The following is an 18,938-nucleotide window of genomic DNA, read 5'->3' as shown; positions in this document are numbered from 1 at the left end:
AGTGAGTTAAGTGAGTGAGCTTAAAATTATTTTAACCGATGGTGTACTGAGTACCTTCATCGGCTTGAGTAAAATATAGAGAAATAATAATGAAAGAGAATATTGCCTTTACTGCCCCCCATAAAACGGCCACGGAAGCTGGCATGTCAATCTTGCGTCAAGGCGGCACTGCCACTGAAGCTATGGTCGCCGCTGCGGCAACCATTAGCGTGGTTTATCCGCATATGAATTCTATTGGTGGTGATGGCTTTTGGCTGATTGACAACCCAGGCAGTGAAGCGCCAATTGCGATTGATGCCTGTGGCGCTGCGTGCCAAAATTTATCGGTATACCAAGGGCTATCAGCTATCCCAGAGCGTGGCGGGTTAAGCGCCATTACGCAAGCTGGCACCATTAGTGGCTGGCAGGCGGCTCTTAATGCCGATGCGCATGCCAAGTTGCCGCTCAGTGAAATTCTTGCGCCGGCGATTGCAGCGGCACGTACTGGTTTTGAAGTGACCACAAGCTTACAAACAGCGAGCAACAAGCTATTTGCGGTTGCAGAGCGCAATAACGCTTTTAAAAGCCTTTATGAACCTCGCGCAGCTGCGCTCAAGCAAGGTGAGCATTTTACCAATGTCGCGCTGGCCAGTACGTTTGAGCATCTAGCTCAGCATGGCCTGTCGAGTTTCTATCAGGGGGAACTTGCCGCAAGTTTTGCCGCCGATTTAGCGGCGTCAGGCAGTCCAATCACTCTAGCTGACATTAACGCGACACAAGCACAAGTGGTCAAGCCGCTCAAAGCCCAGTTACAAGGTGTTGATTGTTACAATTTACCTGCGCCGACGCAGGGCATTCATTCGCTGTTAATATTGTCAATCGTCGATCGCTTGCGCAATCACGCCAGTGAAGATATTGATTGGCTGCATTTGATCGTTGAAGCGACAAAACAGAGTTTTCATTTGCGGCCACAACTTTGGGCCGATCCCAAGGCGGTGACTGACTTGTATCATCAAGTGCTTGAGGAGCCAGCGATTAGCGAGTTGGCGAACAATATTTCAATGGCAAAAGCTGAGGCTTGGCCATTTAATGCGGCGCCGGGTGATACTGTATGGCTCGCGGCGCGCGATCAGCGTGGCCAAATGGTCAGCTTTATCCAAAGTATCTACTGGGAGTTCGGCGCTGGTGTTGTCATGAAAGATGGTGGCTTTACGTGGAATAACCGCGGGATTAGCTTCTCGCTCGATAGCGCTGCGACAAACTGCTTGGCGGCAAATAAAAAACCCGCGCATACGTTAAACCCGGCATTTGCTCGTTATCATGACGGTCGTCGATTGGCTTATGGCACAATGGGGGGCGAAGGCCAGCCGCAAACCCAAGCCAAGGTATTTACCGATTACACCTGGCGTAATCGCTCGATTGCCGAAGCGGTTGCTGCACCGCGTTGGCTATTGGGACGCACTTGGGGCGATACGAGCACCAACTTAAAAGTAGAGCAGGCGCTTGCGGCTAATTTGGGCACTGAGTTAGACCGCCTCAAGCACAAGTGGCAATCAGTCGATGATAACAATGAAATGATGGGACACGCCGGCGCTATTCTTGATAGTGAAACTGAACTTGCTGCGGCCTCCGACCCGCGTTCGGATGGTGTTGCGTTGGTTGAAAGCGTTGCGAATAGGTAACGGCGGCGATTACATTAATATTCATGCTAACAAAGACAAGAACTAAGTAAAAAACATCTAAGAAGAATTAGGACAATAAATGACAGAGTTGTTAAATGAATTGGCCAACCAATGGCCAATTATGATCGCGCTGGTCGCGACTGGGGTTTTCGCTGGCTTATTAGCGGGCTTATTTGGCGTTGGTGGTGGTATTGTCATCGTGCCAGTATTGTACTTTCTCTTACAAGGCTTTGGCGTTAGTGCCGAGTCGGCAATGATGATCGCCACCGCGACATCACTTGCGACTATAGTGCCAACGTCGATTTCTTCAATTCGCTCACACTATGCAAAAGGCAATGTCGACCTAGACATTGTTAAATATTGGACAGGCTTTATTTTGGCGATGGCCATTGTCGGCAGCTTGTTTGCCCATTATGTGCAAGGGCAAGCATTAACGGTGATGTTTGCGACCATCGCCATTATGGTGAGCTTAAACATGCTGTTCCGCGCTGGCGCACCGGCGTTGAAAAGTGAATTACCGGGGCGCTTTGGTCAAGGCATTATGGCATCTACCGTAGGCGGTTTGTCGGTAATGATAGGGATTGGCGGAGGTACCATAGGTGTCCCTCTGCTATCAGCGTTTAATGTGCGTGCGCACGTTGCGGTTGGCACTGCCGCCGTCTTTGGCTTAATAATCGCGTTACCTGGGGTGTTAACCTTGTTAGCTGTTGCGCAAACACCCGCAGATGCGCCACTGGGCACCTTTGGCCTAGTCAACATTCCCGCGTTTATTTTCATCATCCCGTTAACCATTTTATGTGCGCCAATTGGCGTAAAACTTGGCAGTAAACTTGAACCTAAGCAGCTAAAACGCGCTTTTGCCGTGGTGTTAATGCTGACCGGTATTCGTATGTTCATGCAAGCCATGGGTAGCTAAGTAGGAGCAAGATAATGACGGATATTCAAACACTCAACCCACCACAGCGCTTGTTAATGGGGCCAGGGCCGATTAACGCAGACCCAAGGGTACTAAGAGCCATGTCAGCGCAGCTGATTGGTCAATACGATCCAGCGATGACGGGCTTTATGAATGAAACCATGGCGCGCTATCGGCAAATCTTTAAAACCAACAACGAGTGGACGTTTTTAATTGATGGCACTTCACGCGCAGGCATTGAGGCTGCATTGTTATCAATGTTAAGGCCGGGTGACAAAGTACTTGTGCCGATCATGGGGCGCTTTGGCCACTTACTGGCGGAAATCGCAACGCGCGCGCAAGCTGAGGTGCACACCATTGAAGTCGCGTGGGGGGAAGTGTTCCAGCCTGAGCAAATCGAAGCGGCAATTAAGCGCGTTCAGCCTCGCGTGCTGGCTATGGTGCAAGGTGATACCTCAACCACCATGAATCAACCGCTGCAAGACATCGGCGCAATTTGCCAGCAGCATGATGTACTGTTTTACTGTGACGCGACTGCGTCTATCGTGGGTAACGATTTACCTGCAGATGAGTGGCAAGTCGATGCGCTGACCGTGGGCTTGCAAAAGTGTTTGGGGGGCCCGTCAGGTTCGGCGCCAATTACGCTGAGTGACCAATGTGTCGACTGGATTCGTCAACGTAAAAAAGTAGAAGCGGGCATTCGAACGGCTGATCATCAAGATGGCGTTGAGCCACTTATTCGCTCTAACTACTTTGATCTTGGCATGATCATGGATTACTGGGGGGAAGAGCGACTCAATCATCATACCGAGGCCACCAATATGCTGTATTGCGCCTCTGAGTGCGCGCGTATCGTGATTGAAGAGGGCGTAGACGAATGTGTTGCCAGACACAAACTCCACGGCGATGCCATGCTAACGGGAGTGCAAGCCTTGGGGCTGAGAGTATTTGGCGATATTAACCACAAAATGAATAACGTGGTTGGTGTTTATATTCCAAGCGAAGTCAATGGCGATAAAGTTCGCAACCAAATGCTGACGGATTTTGGCATTGAGATCGGTACATCATTCGGCCCGCTGCATGGCAAAATCTGGCGTATTGGCACTATGGGGTATAACGCACGTAAAGATACCGTATTGCAAACACTGGCGTGTTTAGATGCCTGTTTGCATGCCAACGGTTATCACGGGCCAAGTGGTGAAGCAACCTTAGCGGCTTTGGCGTACTACCAGTCGAATACCGCTTCGCCAGCAATTAAGTAGGTAATTTGTTTTGGCTAAAATAAAGGACTGCGCAAACGACAAACTGACTGGTGGCTTATCTGTTGAGCTGGTTAACAAACATGGTATGCGCGCTATTGAACGCTGCCACACGCTCAGCAAAATCAGTGAACTGGACGACGGCATTTTGCGCCAGTATTTAACGCCTGCGCACAAAGCCTGTAATCAGCAAGTGGCCAGTTGGATGCGCGATGCTGGCATGGAAACGTGGCAAGATGCGGTCGGCAATCAATGGGGGCGGTTGGTCAGTGCTCATCCCAATGCCAAACGACTTATCGTTGGCTCACACTTAGATACCGTACCCTGTGCTGGGGCGTATGACGGTATTTTAGGCGTAATGCTAGGCGTCGAACTTGCCGAGCTGGCAACAGCCAATGCCCTTAACTTGCCGTTTCACCTTGATGTGGTTGGCTTTTGTGACGAAGAAGGGACGCGTTTTGCGACCACGTTAATCGGTTCAAAGGCCTTGGCAGGGCAGTTTGATGCCAGCTGGCTTGCAATCAAAGACAAACAGGGCGTGAGTATGCGCCAAGCGATGCAAGACTTTGGTTTAGACCCCGAGCAAGCCGAACAACAAGCAGCGGCGTTGGTCGAAGATGAACTACTTGGCTATTGGGAAGCCCATATCGAGCAAGGGCCTGTGCTTGAAGCGAAAGCACAACCGCTCGGCGTAGTTTCCGCTATTGCTGGCGCCAAGCGGGCGATAATCGAATTTATCGGTCAAGCAGGTCATGCAGGCACTACGCCAATGAATTTAAGACAAGACAGTTTAGCTGCTGGTGCAGAATTTATACTAGCGGTAGAGCAGCTAGCGTGCTCAGCCTCAAAGGCAAGTCATCTTGGGCAAGTGGCGACCGTTGGTACTGTTGCCGCCAAGCCGGGGGCGACCAATGTGATTGCGGGGTTTACTGAGCTCAGTATTGATATCCGCGCGCAACAAGACGACGCGCTCGCAAGTTTAGTCACGGATATTGAGCAAGCGGCTTATCGCATCGCACAACAACGTCAGCTAGATATTAAATGGCAATGGACACATGCTGCGCCAGCAGTGCAGTGCGACGAGCACATTACCCAAGTGTTTGCCCGTGCTTGTCAGCAAGTCACTGGCAACGCGCCGATATTACCCTCTGGTGCTGGTCACGATGCGATGGCAATTGCCGATATTTGCCCTGTCGGTATGCTGTTTATCCGCAGCCCTGGCGGCATTAGTCATCACCCTGATGAAGCTGTGATTGACGGTGACGTAATTAATGCCTTAGCGGTGCTTTACGCTAGCCTCGGCCTTACAGCTAAATCTGCATCGGGCTCTTAACCCTGATACATTGCGACTAAAACGATAGCTTGCCACCAAACATATGTTCGGTGGCTAATGGCGAAAATCACTTAGCTTAGATTTTAAACTTAGCCGCGACGGCACCAATTTGTGAGGCCAAGTGCTTAACATCTTCACTCGCTTCATGTGCATCGTTAGCAGCAATCATGGTTTGTTCAATAGTGCTACCAATCTCACTCATGTTTTGCGTTACTTCGCTGGCGGTCACCGATTGCTGTGCTACAGCTGTTGCGACTGAGCTATTCATTTCGGAAATTTCGTTAATCGCTTGGTAAATCACATCTAGCGCTTGGTCTGTTTGAGCTGATTTATCTAAGGTGTCGGTGGCTAAACTGGCACTGTTTTCCATGACCGCAACCACCTCGTTCGTGCCCTGTTGTAAGCTATCAATAATCTGTTGGATTTCAGCGGTTGATTCTTTGGTGCGGGAAGCTAACGTGCGCACTTCATCGGCAACGACAGAGAAGCCGCGACCTGCTTCACCCGCGCGTGCCGCTTCAATTGCGGCATTAAGTGCAAGTAAGTTAGTTTGCTCTGAAATTGAGCCAATCACTTCCACCACCGAGGCAATATCAGCATTTTTAGCTTCCAAGTTTTTAATAGAAGCCATTGACGAATGAATGCTGTCAGCAAGTGAATGCACTGATGCCAAGGCTTGTTTGAGTACATCTCGGCCATAAGTTGTGCTCTCCATGCCTTCGACTGACTTAGTTTCAGAGCGCTTGGCAAGTTCAGCGACTTCATTAACACTATGCGATAATTCTTCAACGGCAACAACAATTTGCTCTGTGGTTTGCTTTTGTTGGCCAACAGTGGTCACGTTATGCGATGCTCGCACTTTGTTCGGCAGACATCACCAACGAGCTATTGGTATCAACTAGGGTGCCGATAACGCCGCGAAGACTCGTATTCATTTCATAAACCGCTTGGTAGATACCTGAGTCATTCTCTGATTTTACCAGTTGTTGACTGAGGTCGCCGTCAGCTACTTGGCGTGTAATTTGCGCAATGGCGCTGGGTTCGCCGCCAATAGGTTTGCGAATCACTTGTGGCATTAACAGTGCCACGCCAATACCGATGACAACGGCAATAACAGCAATTACGACAATGATCATTACCGCCTGCTCAGTTACTGCTTGTACCAGTGGCCCTAAGGTGTCTTGATCTTGCTTCACCGACAATTTTACTTTTTCAATATCGGCGGCAACACGAGGGCCAACAGTGTTGAGTGTTCCTTCGATATGTTGATTGCGTTCAGTGATAACCTGCTTAACGCTTGAAAATGCCTGATGATAAGCCGTGTAGTGAAGTTTAATTTTATCGAACAGCGCACGTCTGGCCGGGTTTTGTAAATTTTCATCTAGCTTGTTGAGGTAAATGGGCATTTGATTGGCGAGCTCGTCATTTGCTCGGCTGGCATCTTTGCTGCTATTGGTGACGAGAAACTTAATGACGTACAAGCGGGCTAACAGGAGGTGTTCCTGTAACTGCGAAGCGTAAAATGAAGCTTGGGTGTCCTTGTCTTGATAAGCCGAAACAATGATATCTGAAACTGCTTGTCGCATTGCTAAACCACTAGGGTCGAGCTGCTCTTTCAGGCAGCGCGCTCGGGCTGTTGAATTTCAACGGTGGCTTGTTCAAGAAATTCCGTCATTTTGTCTTTACGCTGCTGATACTGCTCAACTGCTGCTTGAGATTGAGTATTACTATAATTAACCACCGCCAGTCGCATTTCGAGCATATTGGCCTGTACTCGCCCGGCAAGGTTGGTGTCTCTTGCTAGCCCTCGGTAGTCAACAAAACTGTCATGAATTTTAGTAAAGCCGAAATAGGAAGCTAGAGAAATAACGGTAAGTAAGAGCAAAATGACACCGAATGAGGTGTACAGCTGTGTGGAGAGCTTGAGGCGCGCGAGCATAGATTGTTTTCCTAATTTTGATGTTTGCAGACGGATGTCGAACTGTTTCCTTTGAGTTTAAATGAGAATTATTCTCACTTGGTTGTCAAGGCGGGCGCGGATTCTAGCATGCGAAAAGTTTTTGAGAGTATGGCAATAGTGTCCAATTCTGTAGTAACTATGTACAGTTACTCAGCATTGGTTACGCAGTGCGCAAGATGCTTAAATTTGGGGCAGAACAGGGTGGTGATTAGAAATTACAGGCTGATATCCCGTCGGAGAATATCAGCCTGCGAGCTAATTAAGCTATGTAATAAAAGTAAGCTAAGTAAAAACTACCAGTCGCAGGAGACTAGTAAAAACTATATCTTACCCTCGCCATCACTTGGCGCGGTGCGATCAGTTCAACACCAGTTGCGTTAACGCCGAACACGTCAGACATTCGAGAGTTCACCCCGTCTTTGTCGAACAGGTTCGTCGCCATGACATCGAAGCCCCACGCATCATCATCAAGATCAAGTGAGAACCTCAGGTTAACCACTTCATAGCTACTGACTTGGTCAATCGCTGGGTTGTTAAAAATTCGCTGCTCAAAATCACCGCGATAAGTGTATTGCAGTACCGAGCGAAATTCATGCGTGGCAATATTCGTGGTGTATTCTAGGCTTGCGTCCATGGTAAAGCCCGGCGCTTTGGCGAGCTCATTGCCTTTCACATTTTCGGCCAGCTCAGAGCGCAGCACATCGTCGCCCGGTGCAAAGCCAAGGCCGTCAGCGACAACGTTATCTAGCGCGAAATAATCTTGGGTAATTTCAGAATCAAGTGCTGACATTTTCACATCCAAAATTAGATCATCAGTCAGCAACGCAATTAACTCTAGCTCTGCACCGGTAATTTCAGCCTCAGGAATATTGGCTACGCCGCCTTGGAAGGCGTTGGGGTCAGTCGCTTGGAATTGCAGGTTTTCATAGTCGTAGAAGAAGGTCGCTAAGTTAGTGCGCAATCGGTTATCGAGTAACTCGGCTTTAATACCTATTTCGTACGCGTTAATGGTTTCATTTTCAAAGGTTGGGAACACTAAAGGCGCAGAGTTATCAACCGCACCACTGACAAAATCAAATTCGCCGGGTTCAAAGCCAAAGGTTAAGTTGCTACCGCCGGGCTTAAAGCCACGGGTATATGAGCCGTACACCATGATGTCGTCACTGATATCGTATTCAACGGCAACGCGGCCAGTTACTTCTTCAACTGATGCTTCGATCAAGGTTGGCTCAGGCGCAAAAAAGTTAGAAACGGCACTTTCTACATCGTCTTTGGTGTAACGAAGGCCAGTGATCAAACGTGTGATATCGCTAAAACTGTAGGTGGTTTGACCATAAATAGACAATGATTCACGGCTGGGGGTCGCATCAGAAATAAAGCCAACGTCACCAGCAAAAACATCTGGGAAAGCCGGTACATAGCCGTCGAGTACACCGTTACCATTGGTATCGAGCTCTTCGCGAATAGTCACTTCAATATCGGTATCAAGGTAAAACGCACCGACAATCCAATCGAGCTTACCAAAAGCAGGCTCGTTGGAAATAAGGTTAATTTCATGGGTAAACGTTTCAACCTTGTTGATCTCAGGCAAGAAGGCGCTAATGGTGTATTCAGGGTTAGTGCTGAAAGCATGACGATCGTTGTCGCGCTGCACCATAATTTCATCTTCTTGCCAACTGCCAAGGTATTTAGCCGTTGCAAAACCCAAGTCACTTTCGACAATTAACCCGACCAGCTTGGAGTCCAACTCAAATTTAGACGCTGTGTCTTGCGCTAAATTGCGAGCCCCCGGAGTTGGATCGTCAATTCCTTTGATGGCAGCGCCGTTACTGTCTGCTTCAAAGTATTGCCCAATCAAGCGAAGGCTGGTGTTATCAGTCGCTTGCCAGAAAAAATCGGTTTTAATGGTAAGGTTATCGGCATCGTCAAGTTCTTGCCCGTTAAGTACATTTTTTGAAAAACCGTCGCGATCGTATTTAGAAACTGAGGTGCGAAGTGCAGCTGTTTCTCCTAGTGGTATATTTACTGAGCCACGTAGTTGGCTGAGGTTATGCTCGCCAAAGGTATAGTCAAATTTACCATTGGTTTCGCCAAGTTCTGGGCGTTTACTAATCACATTGATGGCACCGCCAGTAGAATTTTGCCCGAATAATGTACCTTGCGGGCCGCGCAATACTTCAATCAGTTCAACGTCAATAAAGTCAGTTTGCAGGGCAAAAGGTGAAGCGATATAAATGCCGTCCATGTGGTAAGAAACAGAGGGATTAGCGACAATATTTTGGTTAGCTTCGTTACCGACGCCTCGGATGGAAATGATGGTTTTGAACCCCTCGTTTTTGGCAACGTTTACACCCGGTGCAATCGCACTTAAATCGACAAACGAGAGAATATTTTTATCCAGCAGATCTTCACCTGTGACGGCAGTGACGGCTTGAGAAACATCCTGCAGGCTTTCATTGCGTTTCTCGGCAACAATGATAATTTCTTCAATACCTGCGTCATCTAAATCGTCCAGTACCTCAGCGTGTACCGTTGAAACAGCGCTTGTTGCCAAGCTTGCCATAATCGCTGTAGCAATAGGTAAGCGTTTAAACCTTGATAACTCAGTACTCATCTTAGTTCCTTTTTATTTTTGATATTAATATTTGTTTTTCTTAACTTTTTATGAGCAGAGCAACACCTGAGCCAACCTGAACCGATCGGTTATATATCTTTTTTAAAGTCAATTAAAACAGTGCTTTACAAGTTTGCGAGGCGGATTGTTTTGGTTTTTCACAGAGCGCAAGATAACTGTTTGTAGAATATTTGCACTAGTGGTGTGCGTAAAATCACCAACTGCATCATTTTGGCGATATTGGGAAATACAGTTGAAGAGCTAAGGTGATAGCGGTGCAGGCGTAGTTGTAGATCAATAGCAAATGACTGGCGGTTTAGTAGCAACAAGATTATCGCGAATAAGAGAGCTCAGCTCGGCGCATAGGCATACCATCAATCACCTTGCTAATTACACGGTAATCTAATTCGCCAATCGAATACTGTGCCTTGACACTGCCGTCTAAGCCTATGAGCAGTGCTTTGTTATTAAGTTGTGAGTTTTTGTCCTGCTGAGACGTGTGAAATGTTTGTTTCAACAAGCGATCCAATTGTGGCGTTCTGCGCATCACGGCGTTGGGAAATAGTTGAAAAGCTTCTTGATTGATCAAGGCGTACACGTCGAGTTTTCGTTCTGCCAGACTTTCATAATCAAGTGCGCGCATAAACGGCATCAGCGGTGGCTGAGCATTACTATGGATAAGTACGAGTCGTTTCTCCCAAATAAAGTCACTTAACTTAATGGCTTCTTTATCAAGGTGTTTAGGGCTAGAGCTAGGGCTAATGCTCTTGGAAGGAGCGCTTTTAGGCGATTGGGCGAAACTTGCAAAACTGATGATATTGGCACTAGCAAAAGCTATTGCTAACGCGCTTAATAATATTACCGTGATAAAGGGTTTTGTGTGCATTGCGTTACTTAATGGTTGATTTATGCCATTAGTGGCCTTGCTTTTGTTTCAGGTTTAGCGCGCGTTTAACAGCTTGTGCTGCGTATTGTTGAGCTTAGACCCGTTAGTTGAGCGCTATTTACCTGAATGTTTACCTCAGCACAATCGACGTCAAAGGCATTGTCTTAAAAAGTATTCTTTGAGCATATTACGAAGCATATTACGGCGATAGCTGGCGGTAAGGTCAATTTGATCTTCAATAACGGCATGGGCGTAGCTATGATGGTGTAAATTTAATCAATAATGCTTTGTCGCATTGACGCTAACCAATGAATCGCCCGATTACTTTCCTGCTGTGTATTTTGTTTTTTATTGCCCCCGCGACTTTAGTGAGCTTGCCTGCCAAGGCTTTTCAGTTGGCGACTCAAGACCTGCGCTTAATCATTGCTAAACTGCCAGACTCAAGCACTGCCAAAGGGCCACATATCGAGGTCGCGTTGTTAAGTGAACACAATGAGATAACCCAAAAAAGTGGTGATGGTACCCAGTGGCTTGGTATTTTACTTTCCCCTGATGATAACTGGCACACCTATTGGCGCAATGCAGGTGATTCCGGCGAAGCGCCGCAAGTGCGTTGGCAAAGCAGCGCGGATATTGAATTTGGCGATATTCAGTGGCCGTTGCCTGAGCAAATTCCAGTCGCTCACCTAATGAACTACGGCTATAGTGGCGATACCTTACTGATGGTGCCGTTCGTGGTAAAAGGCGAGCTCAGCAGGCAACAATCGATCACCATCACGGCTGACTTATCTTGGCTGGTTTGTCAGGAAGATTGCATTCCCGGCTGGGCAAGTCTGACTATTGAGCTGCCCACCAGCGATAACGCTTTACCATCAGCATATGCTGTTCTTTTTGAACAAACCCGAGCTAGGTTGCCAACAACGCACTGGCTATCAGCGCAATACGAAATTACGCAAGAGCACTTAACGCTCGCAGCAGAAATCCCCTATCCATCGAACTGGCAATTATTGCCGTTTCGCAGTGATCTTATTCAACACAGTAGTGCTCAGCAGTGGCTTCAAACAGACAATCACGACAAGGCTAATGTGCTGCTAAAAAAGTCTGACTACTTTAGCCTTGGCGAAGAGCCAATTGAGTTTTTATTAACTGACGGCGCAGCAGGCTATTACCTGACTGCAACGTTTAACGATGCAAGTGGTGCTGTGCTGGCGGCTTCTGCTAAAGGGGTGAACTCAACAGCACAGCCCTTTTGGCTAATGCTGCTTTTCGCTTTTATCGGTGGATTAATGCTCAACATTATGCCGTGTGTACTGCCGGTACTGTCGCTAAAAGCAATGGCGTTAGCGGTGAATAAAGGTGATGAACCATCCACAAGCAAGCATCATTGGGGGTATTTGCTCGGTATTTTAGTGAGTTTTTGGTTGTTTGCGGGTGTCATTTTAGGATTAAAAGCCAGTGGTGAAGCCATCGGTTGGGGCTTTCACCTTCAGCAGCCATTAGTTATTGCCGCCTTGTGTTTCTTGTTTGTATTTATCGCCCTAATGCTACTCGATGTCGCCCCAAATGGTGCTGGCTTGGCTGGCTTTGGCGAGAAACTCACGCAAGGTAACAGTGTCGCTAGTCAGTTTTTTACTGGCGTACTTGCCGTTATCGTTGCATCACCTTGCACAGCTCCTTTTATGGCAACAGCGCTAGGTGTTGCTATGGTAAGCCCTGCGCTCAACACAGTGCTTATTTTTACGGCATTGGCGATAGGCTTTGCCTTGCCGATGCTGCTACTTTCATTTTCTGCCCGTTTTGCCTCCCTTATACCTAAACCCGGCGCTTGGATGGAAACCTTTAAGCAGTTTCTGGCATTTCCCATGCTCGCCACGGTTATTTGGCTGCTTTGGGTGTTTCTCGGACAAACCAACAGCGTAGGGCAATTGTGGTTGTTGTCTGGTTTGTTGATGTTTACGCTGTGCTTATGGCTGGCCAGTAAAAGCGTCGGCAAAGAGTCTCATCTAGCAGTGCTTGCCGCTTTCGTGATTGCCGGTTATTCAAGCCAACAAGGTAGTGAATACGGCGCAGATATCGCGAGTGTGCAATATCAAGATGGCACTGGCGCACAAAGCCTTAACATAGGGCATGCGTTTAGCGAACAAAAATTAGCTCAACTGCGTAATAACAACCAAGTTGTCGTCGTTAATATGACTGCTGATTGGTGTATTACCTGTAAAGTAAATGAGCAAGTTGCTTTTCGTGACGAGGATTTGCTAGCACTATTGCAGCAACAAAATGTCCATTATCTCGTTGGTGATTGGACAAACAAAAACAGCGAAATTTTAGCATTTTTAACGCGGTATCAACGCTCTGGAGTGCCTTTGTATGTGGTTTATGCTGGTGCTGGCAAAGAGCAAGTGCTACCACAAGTGTTAACCCCCAATATTGTGATCAGCGCAATACAACAAGCACAACAGGAGCTTAGTTATGTATCTTTGTAAAAATGATTTTATCTCTGCCGCACCAACGAGAGCCATTAAATGGCAAAGTATTAAACCCGTATTATTTGCACTGGCAGTGATGGCATTATTGACCGTGTTAACGCCTGCAGCAATGGCAGCCATTAAAGTGGATGCGCCCGCAGCTGACTTTACACTGGTCAACAGCCAAGGCGAAACGGTGAACTTAGCGGATTTTGCCGGTAAATACGTGGTGCTGGAATGGACTAACCATTTATGTCCTTACGTGAAAAAACATTACGAGAGTGACAATATGCAGGCCTTGCAGCGTAAATACACAGCTCAAGATGTCGTTTGGTTGTCGATCATTTCATCGGCACCGGGCAAGCAGGGGCATGTTAACCCCACACAAGCGAATGAGCTAACGGCAACGCGCAAGGCGTCACCTAGCCATGTATTGTTCGACGAAAGTGGTGATGTTGGCAAACTCTATGGGGCAAAAACAACCCCACACATGTACATCATCGATCCGAAAGGCACCTTGCGCTACACTGGTGCAATCGACAGCATTAAGTCAGCTAACCCGGCAGATATCGCCAAAGCAACTAACTATGTTGAAGTGAGCATGCAAAGTTTAATGACAGGTTCGCCAGTGGGGAAAAAGCTGACCCCGCCTTATGGCTGTTCGGTTAAATACAAAAGCTAAGCTTAATTTGGTGCAATTACAGTGCGAGTATAAGAAAGCGGTTGAATTCACGGGCTCATCCGCTTTTCTTATATGATACGCGATAGCGCTTTGTTCATTATAGTGCTTGTCGCGCCTTACTACTTGAGTTTGCCCTCAACGCCAGCAACATAGTAGTCCATTTTGCGCAGCGCGTTGTCGTCCATCACTTCGCCTTTGGCTAAAATTTGCTGACCTTGTTGGTTGACCATTGGGCCGGTGAATGGGTGCAGTTTTCCCTCTGCAATTTGCGCCGAAAGCAATTGGATTTTCGCTTGTACTTCGGGCGGAATTGCGTCACTCAGTGGTGCCAGTTGTGTCATATTGGCGTCCATCCCTTGCCACACATCTTCTGATTGCCAGCTACCGTCTAGCACTTGCGCAACGCGTTTGGCGTAGAATTCTTTCCAATTGTGTACCGCTGCGGTTAGGTGCGCGTTTTTACCGTATTCGCTCATGTCTGAGTGGTAGCCAATGGCGTAAATGCCGGCAGCTTCGGCGGCTTGCAGTGGGGCAGGAGAGTCTGTGTGTTGCGTGATCACATCGGCTCCTTGATCAATGAGGCTGTCAGCCGCTTCGCGCTCTTTGCCTGGGTCAAACCAACTATTTACCCAAACAACTTTGACCTTGGCATCGGGTTTAACTGATTTCAGTCCCAAGGTAAATGCGTTAATGCCACGCACCACTTCTGGGATAGGAAAAGCGCCAATATAGCCAACCGTGTTGCTTTTACTCATATGCCCGGCGATAACACCGGTTAAATAGCGCGCTTCATAAATACGGTCAAAGTAAGTGCCAACGTTTTTCGCACGTTTATACCCAGTAGCATGTTCGAACTTTACTTTTGGAAAACGCTTTGCCACTTTAATGGTTGGGTTCATATAGCCGAAGGACGTGGTGAAAATTAGGTCGTGACCGCTTTTGGCCATTTGGGTAATAACACGCTGAGCATCGGCGCCTTCGGCAACATTTTCGACAAAACTGGTGGTCACTTTGTCGCCAAATTTTTCCTCTAAATATAAGCGCGCTTCATCATGGGTATACGTCCAGCCAGCTTCACCGGTTGGGCTAACATAGACAAACCCCACTTTGACACTCTCTTGTGCGGCGTGGGCGCTGGTCGTCATTAAACCAGCGTTTACGCCGACACCAAGGCTCAGGGCAAGGGCTAATTTTTTCATCACTTTTTTCATGTTTACTGCTCCATTGTAGGGAATTTTTAATGATTAATTTGCGCATACAAGCACTGCTGTCACATTCGCCTAATGCCCTTTGTGCCAAGGCTTGGCCAAATACATCGGTTCAAATAAGCGCAGCTTTTGCGGATTTCGGCTCAATAGGATCAAAACAACTAGCGTGGCAACATACGGCATCATGGCTAACAAGTTGCCATCAACTGATAGCCCTAAACCTTGTGCCACTAAGTGCATAATGCTGGCGAAACCAAAGAGGTAAGCGCCAAGCACAACGCGTTCAACACGCCAGCTGGCAAATACCACTAACGCGAGTGCAATCCAGCCTCGGCCTGCGGTCATGTTCTCTGTCCATAGCGGGGTGTAGGCCAAAGATAAATAGGCACCAGCAATACCCGCCAATGCGCCGCCAAACATCACAGCGATATAGCGAATACTCATAACGGGCAAACCTAAGTTACTGGCAACACTCGGATTTTCACCCACAGCGCGAACGGCTAAACCTGCTCTGTGATGTTTGAAGAAGAGGTAAGCGGCGATAACGAGTATCCAGCTCAGATACACAATAGCGTCTTGGGCAAACAGGGCTTTGCCAATCACGGGAATGGCGGCTAGGCCATCAATCGTTAGCGATGGCAATGCGGTGACCGTTTTCCCTTCGTAGTCTGCACCAATAAAAGCGGACAATCCGGTGGCTAAAATCGTCAAGGCAAGGCCAGCGGCAACTTGGCTGGCATTTAAGTGTAAGGCAATAAAGGCAAAGGCCAGTGAGATCAATACCCCTGTGAGTGCCGCCGCGCCAAAGCCGATTAAAAAGCTGTCGCTGTGATACATGGCAATAAAGCCTGCGACGGCGCCCAGCAGCATCATGCCTTCTTGACCTAAATTCAAGACACCGCTCTTTTCACAAATAATCTCGCCAAGGGCGACTAACAATAGTGGCGTGCCTGTGCGGATCGTGGCGTACAATATATTGGTAATAAGTTCGATATCCATGCGTTATTGCTCCCGTGCAGGCGCGCTAGTTTGGCCTTTAGGTTGAGATTGAGAGAGGTGAGGAAATTCGGCTTTAGCGTCGGTTTTGAACTCAGCACTTGTGGCTGACTTGGCTGAATTAGTAGTCGGTTGAGTCCAGCGCACGCGATAGCGAATAAGCACATCGCACGAGAGCAAGTAAAACAGCATTAAGCCTTGGAAAATACCGGTAATGGCGTTGGGTAAACCAAGCTCTATTTGCGCCATTTCCCCGCCCATATAAATTAACCCCATGAGTAGGCCAGCGAGTGTAATGCCCACGGGATGTAAGCGCCCCAAAAAGGCGACGATAATGGCGGCATAACCGTAACCGGGGGAAATTTGTGGCACTAGCTGCCCAATTGGGCCGGCCACTTCCCCTGCGCCGGCAAGTCCGGCTAATGCACCACAAATCAGCAATACTAAGGTCACTAATTTCGTTTGATTAAAGCCAGCCATTTTCGCTGCTGAAGGGTCTTGGCCAAGTACTTGCGTTTGAAAACCAAGAAAACTTTTACTGATAAATAACCAGCTTAACGCCATGGCGATAGCGCAAAACACTAACCCCAAGTGAAGGCGAGTATCAGCAAACAACACGGGGAGCAAAGTTGAGTCGCCAAATAGCGCACTTTCCGGAAAATTAAATCCGTCTGGGTCTTTTAACGGGCCGTGAACCGCCCACAGCAGGATATTCAGGGCGATATAATTCATCATAATGGTGACTAAGATTTCGTTGGTATTTAGGCGCAACTTCATCAAAGCCGCTAGCCCAGCCCAGCCTACACCGCCAGCGATGCCGGCGAGTAAGGTTAATGGCATCGCCCAAGCACTGTCTGAGTGAACAAACATGGTAGCCACCGTTGAAGCGGCCACGCCCCCCATTAACAATTGGCCTTCTGCGCCGATATTCCACACCGATGCTCGAAAGCAAAGCGCAAGGCCATAAGCGCACAGTAAAATAGGTATGGTTTTCACCAGTAGCTCGCTAACGCCATACCAGTCGGCGACAGGGGCAATGAAAAACGTGTACAAGGCGTCACTCGGCGATTGGCCAAGTGAAGCAAACAGCAGGTAACCTGTGATTAAGGTTAACAATACCGCGAGTAACGGCGAGCTGTAGCGCCATAAGGTCGAGTGCTGCACACGCGCTTCTAAACGGATCATGATTGTGCTCCTGAAGGGGTTTGTTGCTCAACGGGCAATGGCACCACATCAGCCGTTGTGGGGGCAGTTGATGCTGATGAGCCAAAGTCACCCGCCATCCATCGGCCTAACAGTGGCAGTGGCACATCGTCAGTAGGCAGGAAAGGGGACAACTTGCCATCACAAATTGCGCCAAGGCGATCGCAAATTTTATAAAGTTCGTCTAAATCTTCAGAAATCACTAACACGGCGCAACCTTGATCGCGCAGCTTGATAATCGCCTGATGAATCGCGGTTTGTGCGCCAATATCAACGCCCCAAGTTGGGTGCGACATCAATAAAAACTTAGGCGTTTGTTCGATTTCACGGCCGATAATAAACTTTTGTAAATTACCACCTGAAAGGCTGACCGCTTGGCTATGGTGTCCTGCCGCTTTGACCTTGTACTTATCGATAATTTTGTCGGCGAGTGCTCTAATGTTACTTTGGCGAACAATGCCGTTGGCGACTAAGCCATGGTCAAAGCTAGTGAGTAGAGCGTTTTGGCATAAATCCATTTCGGGGACTGCACCACGCCCCAATCTATCCTCTGGTACAAAAGCCAAGCCTAAACGCCGACGTTTGAGCGGCGACATACCATCAACAACGTGATCGCCAAAATGAATGGCGGATGATTTAGTATTCGTTTGCTCTCCAGAAAGGGCTTTTAACAACTCTTCTTGACCATTTCCGGCAACACCAGCAATACCAACAATCTCTCCTTGTTTAACATTGAGGTTAATATCGCTAAGGGCGACATCAAATAACCCTTCTGGCTCGGTAGATAAACCCGTCACGCGAACAAAGTCTGCTGCGTTTTTTCCGAGTGCTGCGCGCTGCTTATCATTGCTAATGGGCGTGTCATTGCCGACCATCATGCGCGCCATGGCTTCAGGTGTTTCTTGTTTTGGAAAGCAATGACCACTGACTTTACCGGCGCGTAAAATCGTCGCGCTATCGCATAGCTCGGCAACTTCATGCAGTTTATGGCTAATAAAAAGCACTGAGCAGCCTTGCTTTTTTAGTTGTCGCAATGTGGCAAATAAGGCGGTGACTTCTTGCGGGGTCAGCACCGAAGTGGGTTCGTCTAAAATCAGTAACTGAATATCAAGCAACAAGCAGCGCACAATTTCTACGCGCTGGCGCTCACCCGTTGATAACGTGGAAATACGTCGTTCAGGGTCAAGTGGCATGCCGTATTGTGCTGAGGTGGTTTTGATACGACTGGCTAACGTGGCAACTTGTCCTGCTTGCTCCCCTAATGCCAGCGCGATGTTTTCAGTAATGGTTAAACTTTCAAACAGTGAAAAGTGTTGAAACACCATACCAATGCCCAAGGCACGAGCATCAGCTGGTTCACTAATCACAGCGCGTCGACCATTCCATAAAATATCCCCTCGGTCAGGTTTAACCACACCATAGAGAATTTTCATTAATGTGCTTTTACCGGCACCGTTTTCGCCCAATAAAGCGTGAATTTCGCTATGCTTTATTTGGAGCTCAATATTATCGTTTGCTAGGCATCCAGGGTAGCTTTTGCTAATTCCCCGCATGTGTAGCCGATTTTTGTTGTTCATGATCTACACCCAGTAGCAGTTTCAATATTAAGTGCTTTCAATCGCTTAATATTAAATTTTGACCGATCGGTTATGTTTGGTATGGGTTGTGCAATAACTTGACCAACAATGAATTTTTTTCTTGATCGTTTTACCTAGGAAAATCTTAAAAATAATTGCAAGCCACTGAAAATAAAGG

At 47.8% G+C, this 18,938-nt stretch carries 15 protein-coding genes; 6 read left to right on the top strand and 9 right to left on the bottom strand.

Going from position 1 to position 18,938, the window contains the following annotated elements; all coding sequences use genetic code 11:
- Positions 1–86 precede the first annotated feature (86 nt).
- From DXX93_RS14385 to DXX93_RS14370, 4 genes are all read left to right on the top strand, one after another.
- On the top strand, positions 87–1,661 hold the full coding sequence (locus tag DXX93_RS14385; RefSeq protein ID WP_116008698.1) for a gamma-glutamyltransferase family protein: 1,575 nt from the start codon (positions 87–89) through the stop codon (positions 1,659–1,661).
- A 79-nt stretch (positions 1,662–1,740) separates the two neighbouring features.
- Entirely contained in the window at positions 1,741–2,577 is an 837-nt protein-coding gene (locus DXX93_RS14380) for a sulfite exporter TauE/SafE family protein (RefSeq protein ID WP_116008697.1), read from the top strand.
- Between the two features lie 14 nt (positions 2,578–2,591).
- Positions 2,592–3,839, top strand: coding sequence for a pyridoxal-phosphate-dependent aminotransferase family protein (locus DXX93_RS14375; protein WP_116008696.1), 1,248 nt, complete (start codon positions 2,592–2,594; stop codon positions 3,837–3,839).
- A 19-nt stretch (positions 3,840–3,858) separates the two neighbouring features.
- A complete protein-coding gene (locus DXX93_RS14370) occupies positions 3,859–5,169 on the top strand; it encodes an allantoate amidohydrolase (protein WP_258872769.1) in 1,311 nt (436 codons plus the stop codon).
- Between the two features lie 76 nt (positions 5,170–5,245).
- Here DXX93_RS14370 and DXX93_RS14365 read toward each other — a convergent pair whose 3' ends face one another.
- The 5 genes from DXX93_RS14365 to DXX93_RS14345 all read right to left on the bottom strand — a co-directional run bounded on the left by DXX93_RS14365 (position 5,246) and on the right by DXX93_RS14345 (position 10,629).
- Positions 5,246–6,010 (bottom strand): methyl-accepting chemotaxis protein, encoded by a 765-nt coding sequence (locus tag DXX93_RS14365; RefSeq protein WP_116008695.1) that lies wholly within the window; start codon positions 6,008–6,010, stop codon positions 5,246–5,248.
- Position 6,011: 1 nt separating this feature from the next.
- A complete protein-coding gene (locus DXX93_RS14360) occupies positions 6,012–6,755 on the bottom strand; it encodes a hypothetical protein (RefSeq protein ID WP_116008694.1) in 744 nt (247 codons plus the stop codon).
- Between the two features lie 29 nt (positions 6,756–6,784).
- On the bottom strand, positions 6,785–7,108 hold the full coding sequence (locus tag DXX93_RS14355) for an MCP four helix bundle domain-containing protein (RefSeq protein ID WP_116008693.1): 324 nt from the start codon (positions 7,106–7,108) through the stop codon (positions 6,785–6,787).
- Positions 7,109–7,439: 331 nt separating this feature from the next.
- Entirely contained in the window at positions 7,440–9,743 is a 2,304-nt protein-coding gene (locus DXX93_RS14350) for a TonB-dependent receptor (RefSeq protein WP_116008692.1), read from the bottom strand.
- Between the two features lie 331 nt (positions 9,744–10,074).
- Complete coding sequence (locus DXX93_RS14345) at positions 10,075–10,629, bottom strand: DUF4174 domain-containing protein (protein WP_116008691.1); 555 nt, start codon at positions 10,627–10,629, stop codon at positions 10,075–10,077.
- Positions 10,630–10,937: 308 nt separating this feature from the next.
- On the opposite strand from DXX93_RS14345, the gene DXX93_RS14340 reads away from it, so the two are divergent.
- A complete protein-coding gene (locus tag DXX93_RS14340; RefSeq protein WP_116008690.1) occupies positions 10,938–13,112 on the top strand; it encodes a protein-disulfide reductase DsbD family protein in 2,175 nt (724 codons plus the stop codon).
- Entirely contained in the window at positions 13,099–13,776 is a 678-nt protein-coding gene (locus DXX93_RS14335) for a redoxin domain-containing protein (RefSeq protein WP_258872673.1), read from the top strand. Before DXX93_RS14340 ends, DXX93_RS14335 begins: the two co-directional genes overlap by 14 nt.
- Before the next feature lie 119 nt (positions 13,777–13,895).
- On the opposite strand, the gene DXX93_RS14330 is transcribed toward DXX93_RS14335, so the two are convergent.
- The 4 genes from DXX93_RS14330 to DXX93_RS14315 all read right to left on the bottom strand — a co-directional run bounded on the left by DXX93_RS14330 (position 13,896) and on the right by DXX93_RS14315 (position 18,760).
- On the bottom strand, positions 13,896–14,987 hold the full coding sequence (locus DXX93_RS14330; protein WP_116008689.1) for a BMP family ABC transporter substrate-binding protein: 1,092 nt from the start codon (positions 14,985–14,987) through the stop codon (positions 13,896–13,898).
- Between the two features lie 69 nt (positions 14,988–15,056).
- Positions 15,057–15,983: an ABC transporter permease gene (locus DXX93_RS14325; protein WP_116008688.1), complete on the bottom strand. Its 927-nt coding sequence runs from the start codon at positions 15,981–15,983 to the stop codon at positions 15,057–15,059.
- 3 nt (positions 15,984–15,986) lie between these two features.
- Positions 15,987–17,165, bottom strand: a complete 1,179-nt coding sequence (locus tag DXX93_RS14320; RefSeq protein WP_116008687.1) for an ABC transporter permease — start codon at positions 17,163–17,165, stop codon at positions 15,987–15,989.
- Complete coding sequence (locus DXX93_RS14315; protein ID WP_116008686.1) at positions 17,162–18,760, bottom strand: ABC transporter ATP-binding protein; 1,599 nt, start codon at positions 18,758–18,760, stop codon at positions 17,162–17,164. The genes DXX93_RS14320 and DXX93_RS14315 overlap by 4 nt, the downstream gene beginning before the upstream one ends.
- Positions 18,761–18,938: the final 178 nt, after the last annotated feature.

Source organism: Thalassotalea euphylliae (assembly GCF_003390335.1).
GTDB classification, from domain to species: Bacteria; Pseudomonadota; Gammaproteobacteria; order Enterobacterales; family Alteromonadaceae; genus Thalassotalea_F; species Thalassotalea_F euphylliae_B.
Note: the sequence above shows the minus strand (reverse complement) of the source record. Positions and strands in the feature narration are given on the sequence as shown.

Coding starts and splice junctions, on each gene's coding strand:
- DXX93_RS14375 (WP_116008696.1), top strand. CDS start 2,592: ATGACGGATATTCAAACACTCAACCCACCACAGCGCTTGTTAATGGGG.
- DXX93_RS14325 (WP_116008688.1), bottom strand. CDS start 15,983: ATGGATATCGAACTTATTACCAATATATTGTACGCCACGATCCGCACA.
- DXX93_RS14320 (WP_116008687.1), bottom strand. CDS start 17,165: ATGATCCGTTTAGAAGCGCGTGTGCAGCACTCGACCTTATGGCGCTAC.
- DXX93_RS14330 (WP_116008689.1), bottom strand. CDS start 14,987: ATGAAAAAAGTGATGAAAAAATTAGCCCTTGCCCTGAGCCTTGGTGTC.
- DXX93_RS14380 (WP_116008697.1), top strand. CDS start 1,741: ATGACAGAGTTGTTAAATGAATTGGCCAACCAATGGCCAATTATGATC.
- DXX93_RS14345 (WP_116008691.1), bottom strand. CDS start 10,629: ATGCACACAAAACCCTTTATCACGGTAATATTATTAAGCGCGTTAGCA.
- DXX93_RS14335 (WP_258872673.1), top strand. CDS start 13,099: ATGTATCTTTGTAAAAATGATTTTATCTCTGCCGCACCAACGAGAGCC.
- DXX93_RS14340 (WP_116008690.1), top strand. CDS start 10,938: ATGAATCGCCCGATTACTTTCCTGCTGTGTATTTTGTTTTTTATTGCC.
- DXX93_RS14360 (WP_116008694.1), bottom strand. CDS start 6,755: ATGCGACAAGCAGTTTCAGATATCATTGTTTCGGCTTATCAAGACAAG.
- DXX93_RS14350 (WP_116008692.1), bottom strand. CDS start 9,743: ATGAGTACTGAGTTATCAAGGTTTAAACGCTTACCTATTGCTACAGCG.
- DXX93_RS14355 (WP_116008693.1), bottom strand. CDS start 7,108: ATGCTCGCGCGCCTCAAGCTCTCCACACAGCTGTACACCTCATTCGGT.
- DXX93_RS14315 (WP_116008686.1), bottom strand. CDS start 18,760: ATGAACAACAAAAATCGGCTACACATGCGGGGAATTAGCAAAAGCTAC.